At 67.6% G+C, this 8,466-nt stretch carries 9 protein-coding genes; 2 read left to right on the forward strand and 7 right to left on the reverse strand.

Annotated elements, in window-relative coordinates; all coding sequences use genetic code 11:
• From RR928_RS21210 to RR928_RS21240, 7 genes are all read right to left on the reverse strand, one after another.
• Positions 1 to 1,295: LLM class flavin-dependent oxidoreductase (locus RR928_RS21210; protein ID WP_332684139.1), on the reverse strand; the 1,295-nt coding region annotated here is incomplete at its 3' end.
• 25 nt (positions 1,296 to 1,320) lie between these two features.
• Positions 1,321 to 2,169, reverse strand: coding sequence for an ABC transporter ATP-binding protein (locus tag RR928_RS21215; protein ID WP_332548996.1), 849 nt, complete (start codon positions 2,167 to 2,169; stop codon positions 1,321 to 1,323).
• A gap of 31 nt (positions 2,170 to 2,200) precedes the next feature.
• A complete protein-coding gene (locus tag RR928_RS21220; RefSeq protein ID WP_442881626.1) occupies positions 2,201 to 3,001 on the reverse strand; it encodes an ABC transporter permease in 801 nt (266 codons plus the stop codon).
• Between the two features lie 20 nt (positions 3,002 to 3,021).
• Entirely contained in the window at positions 3,022 to 3,858 is an 837-nt protein-coding gene (locus tag RR928_RS21225; RefSeq protein ID WP_332684141.1) for an ABC transporter permease, read from the reverse strand.
• 5 nt (positions 3,859 to 3,863) lie between these two features.
• The gene (locus RR928_RS21230; protein ID WP_332684143.1) at positions 3,864 to 4,961 is read right to left on the reverse strand and encodes an ABC transporter substrate-binding protein; all 1,098 of its coding nucleotides are present in this window, start codon (positions 4,959 to 4,961) and stop codon (positions 3,864 to 3,866) included.
• 71 nt (positions 4,962 to 5,032) lie between these two features.
• Positions 5,033 to 5,473, reverse strand: coding sequence for a hypothetical protein (locus RR928_RS21235; RefSeq protein WP_332684145.1), 441 nt, complete (start codon positions 5,471 to 5,473; stop codon positions 5,033 to 5,035).
• A 169-nt stretch (positions 5,474 to 5,642) separates the two neighbouring features.
• Positions 5,643 to 6,590 (reverse strand): LysR substrate-binding domain-containing protein, encoded by a 948-nt coding sequence (locus RR928_RS21240; protein ID WP_332539741.1) that lies wholly within the window; start codon positions 6,588 to 6,590, stop codon positions 5,643 to 5,645.
• Positions 6,591 to 6,713: 123 nt separating this feature from the next.
• Between RR928_RS21240 and RR928_RS21245 the strand changes: the two genes are divergently transcribed.
• Together RR928_RS21245 and RR928_RS21250 are read left to right on the forward strand one after the other, a co-directional pair.
• The gene (locus RR928_RS21245; RefSeq protein WP_332684147.1) at positions 6,714 to 7,703 is read left to right on the forward strand and encodes a Bug family tripartite tricarboxylate transporter substrate binding protein; all 990 of its coding nucleotides are present in this window, start codon (positions 6,714 to 6,716) and stop codon (positions 7,701 to 7,703) included.
• Between the two features lie 2 nt (positions 7,704 to 7,705).
• Positions 7,706 to 8,466, forward strand: a 761-nt coding sequence (locus RR928_RS21250; RefSeq protein WP_332684149.1) for an N-formylglutamate amidohydrolase, incomplete at its 3' end; no start/stop codon positions are given.

Below are 8,466 nucleotides of genomic sequence, written 5' to 3' on the forward strand. Positions count from 1 at the left end.
TGCTCGCGCAGCGTGCGGCCTTCGTACTCGGTGCGAAACAGCCCGCGGCGGCGCAGCTCGGGCAGCACCAGCTCGATGAAATCATCGAGGCCGCCGGGGAACCACGGGCCCATGATGTTGAAGCCGTCGGCCCCGCCTTCCTCGAACCATTGCTGCAGCTGGTCGGCAATGGTTTTGGGCGTGCCCACGACCTGCTGGTGGCCGCGCGCACCCGCGATCCTGAGGTACAGCTGGCGAATCGTCAGGCCGTCGCGGCGCGCCAGATCGATCAGCAGGCGCTGGCGGCTTTGCGGGCCTTCGGTCGGCGGCAGCTCGGGCAGCGGGCCATCGATGGGGTAGCCCGAAAGGTCCACGCCGCCGGAAATTCCCGCGAGCAGCGACAGCCCCACCACCGGGTCGATCAGCGACTGCAGCTGCTCGAACTTGGCCTCGGCCTCCTCCTGGGTGCGGCCGACAATGGGAAAGATGCCGGGCATGATCTTCACGTCATCGGGGTGGCGGCCGTAGTGCTGCACGCGGGCCTTGATGTCGGCATAGAAGCCTTGCGCCTCGGCAAAGGTCTGGTGGGCGACAAAGATCACTTCGGCGGTGCGCGCCGCGAGTTCGCGCCCGTCTTCGGACGCACCCGCCTGCACCACCACCGGCCGGCCCTGGGGCGAGCGCGCGACATTGAGCGGGCCGCGCACCTGGAAGTGCGTGCCCCGGTGGTTCAGCGGGTGCAGCTTGTCGGCGTCGAAATAGCTGCCGCTGGCCTTGTCGCGCACGAAGGCGTCGTCTTCCCAGCTGTCCCACAGGCCCGTGACGACATCGTGGAACTCGGCCGCGCGGCGGTAGCGGTCGGCATGCGCGTACTGGTCGGCCCGGTTGAAGTTCAGCGCCTCGGCTTTGGTGGCCGAAGTCACCAGATTCCAGCCCGCGCGCCCGCCCGAGATCTGATCGAGCGAGGCGAACTTGCGCGCCAGGTTGTAGGGCTCGTGGTAGCTCGTGGAGGCGGTCGCGATCAGGCCTATGCGGTCGGTCACGGCGGCCAGCGCCGACAGCAGCGTCAGCGGCTCGAACTGGTCGCTGCGCGCGGTGCGCGCCAGCGCCTCGATGTTCTCGGAGCGCACGGCCACGCCGTCGGCCAGGAACACCGCGTCGAACTTCGCGGCCTCGGCTTTCTGCGCCAGCTGCACGTAGTGGCGGAAGTTGATGCCCGCATCTTCCTGCGCGTCGGGGTGGCGCCAGGCCGCGATGTGGTGGCCGGTCTGCATCAGGAAGGCGCCGAGCTTGATCTGCTTTTTGGGAGTGGTCACGGAGGGCTTTCGTTGGGAATGAAGATCACCAGGCAAAGCGGATGCGCTCGCTGGAAAAACCAATCGCGGCGGTGGGCGGCACATCGCTGGGCCCACGCCGGTCGGGCGCGAGGAAGTCGGCAAGAACGTCATCGCGGATGCGGATGAACTCCGGGTCGCTGCGGTTGCGCGGGTGGGGCAGGTTCACCGCAACGACGCGGCGAATGCGGCCCGGGTGCGGCTGCATCACCACCACGCGGTCGCCGAGAAACACGGCTTCCTCGACATCGTGCGTGACCAGCAGCATGGTGATGCGCTCCTTCTGCCAGATGCGCTGCAGCTCGCCCTGCAGGCGCGCGCGCGTGAGCGCATCGAGCGCGCCGAAAGGCTCGTCGAGCAGCAGCACGCGCGGGCGATTGACCAGGCCGCGCGCGATCGCCACGCGCTGCGCCATGCCGCCTGAAATCTGGTGCGGAAACGACTTCTCGAAGCCTTCGAGACCGACCAGCGCCACATGCTCGGCAATCAGATTGCGCTTTTGCTGGGCGTTGAACGTCGCGTTGCGCAGGCCCACGCCTATGTTCTGCTCCACAGTGAGCCAGGGGAACAATCGGTGGTCCTGGAAGACGATGCCACGCTCCAGGCCCGGGCCGGTGATCTCCTCGCCGCCCAGCGTGATGGCGCCGTCATATTCGGTGTCCAGGCCCAGCACCAGGCGCAGCAGGGTGGACTTGCCGCAGCCGCTGGCGCCGACGATGCTGACGAATTCGCCCGGCGGCAGCTGCAGGTCTATGTCCTGCAGCACCTGCAGGCTGCCGTCTGCAGATTGGGTGCTGTCGAAGCGTTTGGAGGCGACGTGGATGTGCAGATCATCCGTGGTGACGGTGCTTGTCATGGGTTGTGCCTTCGAAAGAAAGAGAGGGGTTTCAGCGGCCCAGCCGCCGGGCCAGTGCGCGCTCGAGCGTGCGGGCGCTGGCGTTCATGAGCCAGCCGACGAGACCGATGGCGACCATGCCGAACAGCACCAGGTCCATGCGGAAATGTTCGCTGCCCTCGATCAGCAGATTGCCCACGCCGCGGCCCGAGACCAGCAGGTACTCGGCGCCTATGGTGGCCAGCCACGAATACACCAGCGCGAGATAGACGCCCGTGAAGATCGAGGGCGCGGCCGAAGGCAACACCACATGCCAGATGGTCTGGGCACGCGTGTAGCCATAGACGCGCGCGACTTCGAGCAGCGTGGCCGGCGTGTTGCGGATGCCGTCCGCCGTGTTGACGACCACGGGCACCAGCGCCGCCAGCGACAGGAACACCACCTTGGCGACATCGCCCAGGCCGAACCAGACCGAGATCAGCGGAATCCAGGCAAACAGCGAGATCTGCTTGAAGGTGTTGAAGCTCGGGCCCACGATGCGGTTGAAGCGCGGCCACAGGCCCAGCAGGCCGCCGAGCACCAGGCCGCTGCTGGTGCCGATCACGAAGCCGGTGAGCTCGCGCGCCAGGCTGGCCCGCAGGTTGAGCCACAGCAGGCCGCTGCTGATCAAATCCCAGCCGGTGTCCAGCACCTTGGCGGGCGAGACCAGCAGCGCCGAGTTCACCAGATCGAGCCTGGACACCAGGGCCCACAGCACGATGGCCGCGAACGGCACGACCAGGCCGCGCCAGCGTCCGGCAAGGGCCTTGTCGCGGCGCGTGGGCGCAATGGCTGCCGGCGCTGCGGCCGGCAAGGGGGCAAGGGTGGTGGTGCTCACAGCAGGCCTTTCGGAGTGGGGCGCGCGCCATGGCGCGCGGCGACGCGCGCTTCGGCGTGGTCGAGCAGGCGATCGATCGCATAGCCCAATGCGCCGACGACAATCACCGCGGCCATCACCAGGTCGAGCTGGAACAGCTGGCGGCCGTAGACGATCAGATAGCCCAGGCCTTCGCTCGATGCGACGAGTTCCACCACCACCAGCGACAGCCAGGCCTTGGTGAAGCCCAGGCGCAGTCCGGTGAACAGCGTGGGCAAGGCCGTGGGCACGACGATCTCGAGCACCTGCTGGCGCCGCGTGTAGCCGTAGACATTGCCGACTTCGAGCAGCGTCGCCGGCGTCTGGCGAAAGCCCTGCAGCGTGGCCAGCGTCACGGGCACCAGCGCGGCCTTGGCGATCAGGATGTACTTGAGCGGCTCGCCTATACCGACCAGCAGCAGCACGAACGGCAGCCAGCCGAGCACCGGGATCTGTACCAGCGCGTTGAATGTGGGCAGCAGATAGGCCTCAACGGTCTTCGACAAGCCCATGGCAGCACCCAGCAGCAGGCCCAGCGCGCTGCCGATGACAAAGCCCACGAGCACGCGCTGCAGGCTGGCCTGGGCATGCAGCCACAGGTCGCCGCTGGTCGCGAGTTCGCTCAGCGTCTCCCAGACGAACTGCGGCGAAGGCAGCACCTGGGCCGAGATCCAGCCCTGGGCCGCGCCCACGGCCCAGAGCGCGAACAGCGCGATCGGCAGCAGGAACGGTTCGGCGCTGCGCGCCACGGCTTGCAGGCGCTGGCGGCCGCTGGAGGCCGCTGCGGCCACGGGATAGGAAAGAGTGCTTGCCATGCTGATCAACGCTGAGCGATCGGAGTGCCGGCCGACGCCTTGGCCACGCCCTTGGCGTCAAACGACTGCCAGCGCTTTTCCAGGCCCTGCTGCTTGAGCGCGGTCTGCAGATAGCGCGGCTCGAACCAGCCGTCGACGCTGATCGTGCGGCGAATCAGCTTGAGCTTGAGTGCATCGCTGGCCACGGCCTTGTAGCGCCCGACGATGAACTCGTCGAGCAGCGGCGAGTTGCGCAGCGCCAGCTCCTGCTTGTCGAATTCGGCTTCCCACGAGGCCTGGGGCGTGCCGCTGCGCGCCCAGATCTGGAACAGCTCGGCACGGTTCTTCTCGTCGGAAGACCAGTGGGCCGCGCGCACGAACTGGTCTACGACCTTCTGCACCTGCGCGGGATGCTGCTTCTCGAAATCCTCGCGCACCAGCAGCGCGGCCTGGCGCGTGAGCGCCGGGTCCTTGCCCTGGGTCGAATAGACGATCTTGGCCAGTCCGCTGTCGCGCACCTTGAACCATTCATAGCCGCCAAACGCCGCATCGACGCCGCTGGACACCAGCGCCGCCTGGGCGCTGCCGGTGTCGAGATTGACGGCCTTCAGATCGCGCTCGGCCAGGCCCACGCCTTCGAGCGCATTGATCGCCACCAGATGGCCGTTGGTGCCGCGAAACAGCGAGACCTTGCGGCCCTTGAGGTCCTGCAGTCCCTTGATGTCGGACTGCGGCGGAGTCACCACGTAAAGGTTGTTGCGCGCGCCGCTGGCCAGCAGCAGCCGGGTCTTGAGGCCGTTGGCGCGGCCCACGATGGAGGGCAGGTCGCCCTGGTAGGCGAAGTCGATCTGCTTGTTTGACAGCGCCTCGTTCACCGCCGGCCCCGCGCCCTTGAAGAACAGCCATTCGACGCTGATGCCGTCGGCCTTGAACGCTTCTTCGAGCGCCTGGTTGGCGCGCAGCACGCCGCCCGGCGATCCGCCCCAGGTCACGGGCTCGCCGCCGCCTGCGGTGGCCACGCCTATGCGTATGGTCTGCGGCGGCGCGGCCTGGGCCGAGGCGCCAAGAAACAGGCCCAGGGCCAGCAAGCTGGCGCGGCGGCGGAGGGTGAAGGCGTAGGTCATCTCGATTCCTTTGGGCAGGGACTGGCGCCACGCGTGGCGCGCGAAAAAATGCGAAGAAAAATGCGCGCCGCTCAGCGCCGGGCGGCGAAAAAATCGGGGTTGGCTTGAGCGGGCTGCTTGCCTTGGGGCGCGCGGCCTTGCACCAGCGCCGAGGCGCCCAGGCGGTCGCGCAGCGGCGCTTGCTTGTTCACCGGCCGGCCCTTGGTGCGCCCGGCGAACCGCCCGCCCAGCGACAGGCGCAGCGCATCGACCGGCGCGCCGCCGCTGCAATGCGGCGCAGCGTGGGCGTGTAGTCGTTGACATGCACACCGGCGTCTGTCCCCGGGAAATCCAGCCGCGACTTGACGGCGGCGCAGCGCGATGATTTCTTGCTCGGAAGTCTTCTCGTCATGGCGTCTATCCTTCATGCAGTGGTTGCTGAAGGTTAAGAAGACATGGGCCTGCAAGGAACGAAGGAAAGAGATCTTCGATATCTGGTTTTTGGCTATGTCGCTTTGGCTGGTCGAAGCCAAGTGCTTGTTTTCATTGGATGGATATGCGTTTTTTGTCCGGCATGGGCGTGGGTCGGTGGCGCTGGTTCGAGGGCGGGCTGTTCATGGTTCGACGCGCCCGGCCAGCAAGGCTCACCACGAACGGCTTTCCCGTTCGTCCTGAGCTCGTCGAAGGATGAACGTCCTGCCCTCAAAGGCCAGGCGCTCCCCCAGCCAAGACCCCCATGCCCCGGATATCCTCCTGCGCCGCATCCAGCAACCAGCGGCGAAACTCCGCAAACCCCGGGCGCGGCCGGCGGTCCTGCGGCGTGCACAGGAAATAGCCGCGCTGCAGCGCGATCGGCAGATCGAAGGGCACGGCCACGGCGCCCGATTGCAGCGCGTCTTTCACCAGGCAGCGCTGCACCAGCGCCACGCCCATGTCGGCAATCACGGCCTGGATCAGCATCGAGACCTGGTCGAAGGCCGTGGTCAGGTTGGGCGCTGCGCGCCCGGCCTGCGCGGCGCGCAGCCATTGCGTCCAGTTGCCCGGCGCGGTCGTGTGGTACAGCAGCGCCTCCGACGCGAGATCGCCGGGGCGCCGCCACAGGCCTTGCGCCAGCCGCTGCTGCAGGCGCGCGGGGTGGCAGATGGGCACCATCTCGCGGCCTATCACGTAGTCGGCGCTGCACTGCGGCCATTCCTCGGGGCCCAGTCCCGTGAGCACGGCCGCATCGGGCACCGTGCCCGAGAAGTCCTCGCCCTTGCTGTAGGGCACGAAGTTCAGCTTGATGCCCGGGTGCAGCTGCTGGAAGCCGCGCAGCCGCGGTATCAGCCAGACGCTGGCAAAGGTGGGCACCACCGCCAGATGCAGCGGACGGTCGGCGGGCGCGACCCGCAGCCGCGCGCTGACTTCCTCGATGGCCGCCAGCGGTGCGCGCACCGCATCGAGCAGTTCGCGCCCCACGGGCGTGAGCGACAGCGCATGCGCATTGCGCTTGATCAGCGGCATGCCGTAGTGCGACTCGAGCCGCGCGACGGCCCGGCTGACCGCGCTCTGGGTCACGCAAAGCTCCGCCGCGGCGCGCGAAAAGCTGCCCAGCCTGACCGCCGTGGCAAAGGCATGGAGTTCGGACATCGAGGGCGAGTGCATTCGCATGGGGCAGGAGGTGTCAAGCGCGGTGCATGAGTGCCACGCGTCGGTGCGAGTATGCACAACAGTCATGCTCATTGCCAATTTGTCGTTTTGCGCCGCGGCCAGGGCGCCCGAAACTTGGCAGCCATGACCACGCCCAACTTCCTCCTTTCCCGCCGCTCCGTCGCCCTGCTTGCCGCCTTCGCCGCCCTGGGCGCGGGCGCGGCCCACGCCGAGTACCCCGACCGCCCGATCAAGCTGATCGTGCCGTTTGCCGCCAGCGGCTCCACCGATCTCGCGGCGCGCCTGATAGGCGAATACGCGGCCCGCGTGCTGGGCCAGGCCATCGTCATCGAGAACCGCGCGGGCGCCGGCGGCTCGCTGGGCATGGACATGGTCGCCAAATCCAAGCCCGACGGCTATACGCTGGGCATGGCCACCATGAGCACCCATGGCTCCAACGTTGCGGCCTACGGCAGCCGCCTCAAGTACGACCCGATCAAGGACTTCGTTCCGGTGAGCAATGTGGCCACCGTGCCCAGCGTGCTGGCCGTCACCGGCAAGTTCCCGGCCAAGAACATGGCCGACTTCCTGGCGCTCGCCAGGAGCGAGCCGGGCAAGATCACGTTTGCCTCGCCGGGCACGGGCTCGCTGGGCCACTCGAACGTCGAGTACTTCTCGAGCATGGCCAAGATCAAGCTGCTGCACGTGCCCTACAAGGGCTCGGGCATGGCGCTCAACGACGCGATTGCCGGCCAGGTGGACGCGATCACCGACAACCTGCCTTCGGCGCTGCCGCACATCAAGGCCGGGCGCCTGCATGCGCTGGCCGTGCTTTCGGACAAGCGCTCGCCCGCGCTGCCCGACGTGCCCACCTATGGCGAGCTGGGTTTCCCGCAGATGGGCAATGGCGGCTGGTTTGGCGTGGTCGCGCCCGCGGGCACGCCGCCGGCGGTGGTGAAGAAACTCAACCAGGCAATCCACACCGCGATGAAGGAACCCGACTTCATCAGCAAGATGGACGAGGCCGGCGCCACGCTCATTCCCGGCACCTCGGCGCAGTTCCAGACCCAGATCGAACAGGCCGTGCAGCGCTACAAGAACGTTGCCAAGGTCGCCAAGATCTCGATGGAGTAAGAATGCAAGACAGCTCCGCCATGTTCCTGCTGCACGCGCCCGAAGGCGCGGCCATTCCGCTGGTCTGCGACTCGCCGCACAGCGGCGTTCGCTACCCCGAAGACTTCGGCCACGCCGTGCCGCGCGCGCTGCTGCGCGCCGCCGAGGACACCCATGTCGAAGCGCTGTGGGGCGAAGCTCCCAAACTGGGCGCGACCCTGGTCGAAGCGCTGTTTCCGCGCAGCTATCTCGATCTGAACCGCACGCTCGACGACATCGATCCCACGCTGCTGGCCGCGCCCTGGCCCACGCCGCTGGCGCCCAGCGAGAAGACGCGCATTGGCTCGGGTCTGGTGTGGCGCACGGTCAAGAACATGCCCATCTACGACCGGCTGCTGCCCGTGGACGAAGTGCGCCAGCGCATTGCGCGCTGCTACCAGCCCTACCACCAGGCGCTGGCCGCGGCTGTTGAAAGCACGCACCAGCGCTTTGGCGCCGTGTGGCATCTGAACCTGCACTCCATGCCCAACAACGCCTACGAGCGCCTGCAGATCAAGAGCGACAGGCCGCTGGCCGACTTCGTTCTCGGCGACCGCGACGGCACGACCTGCGAGCCGGCATTCGTCGCGCTGGTCGAGGAATACCTGCGCGGCTGCGGCTACACCGTGGCGCGCAACGACCCCTACAAGGGCGTGCAGCTGATCGCCAAAATCGGCCAGCCCGCGCTCCAGCGCCACAGCATGCAGATCGAGATCCGCCGCCCGATCTACATGGACGAGGAATC

This window comes from Comamonas sp. (assembly GCF_036666375.1).
GTDB lineage: Bacteria > Pseudomonadota > Gammaproteobacteria > Burkholderiales > Burkholderiaceae_C > Comamonas.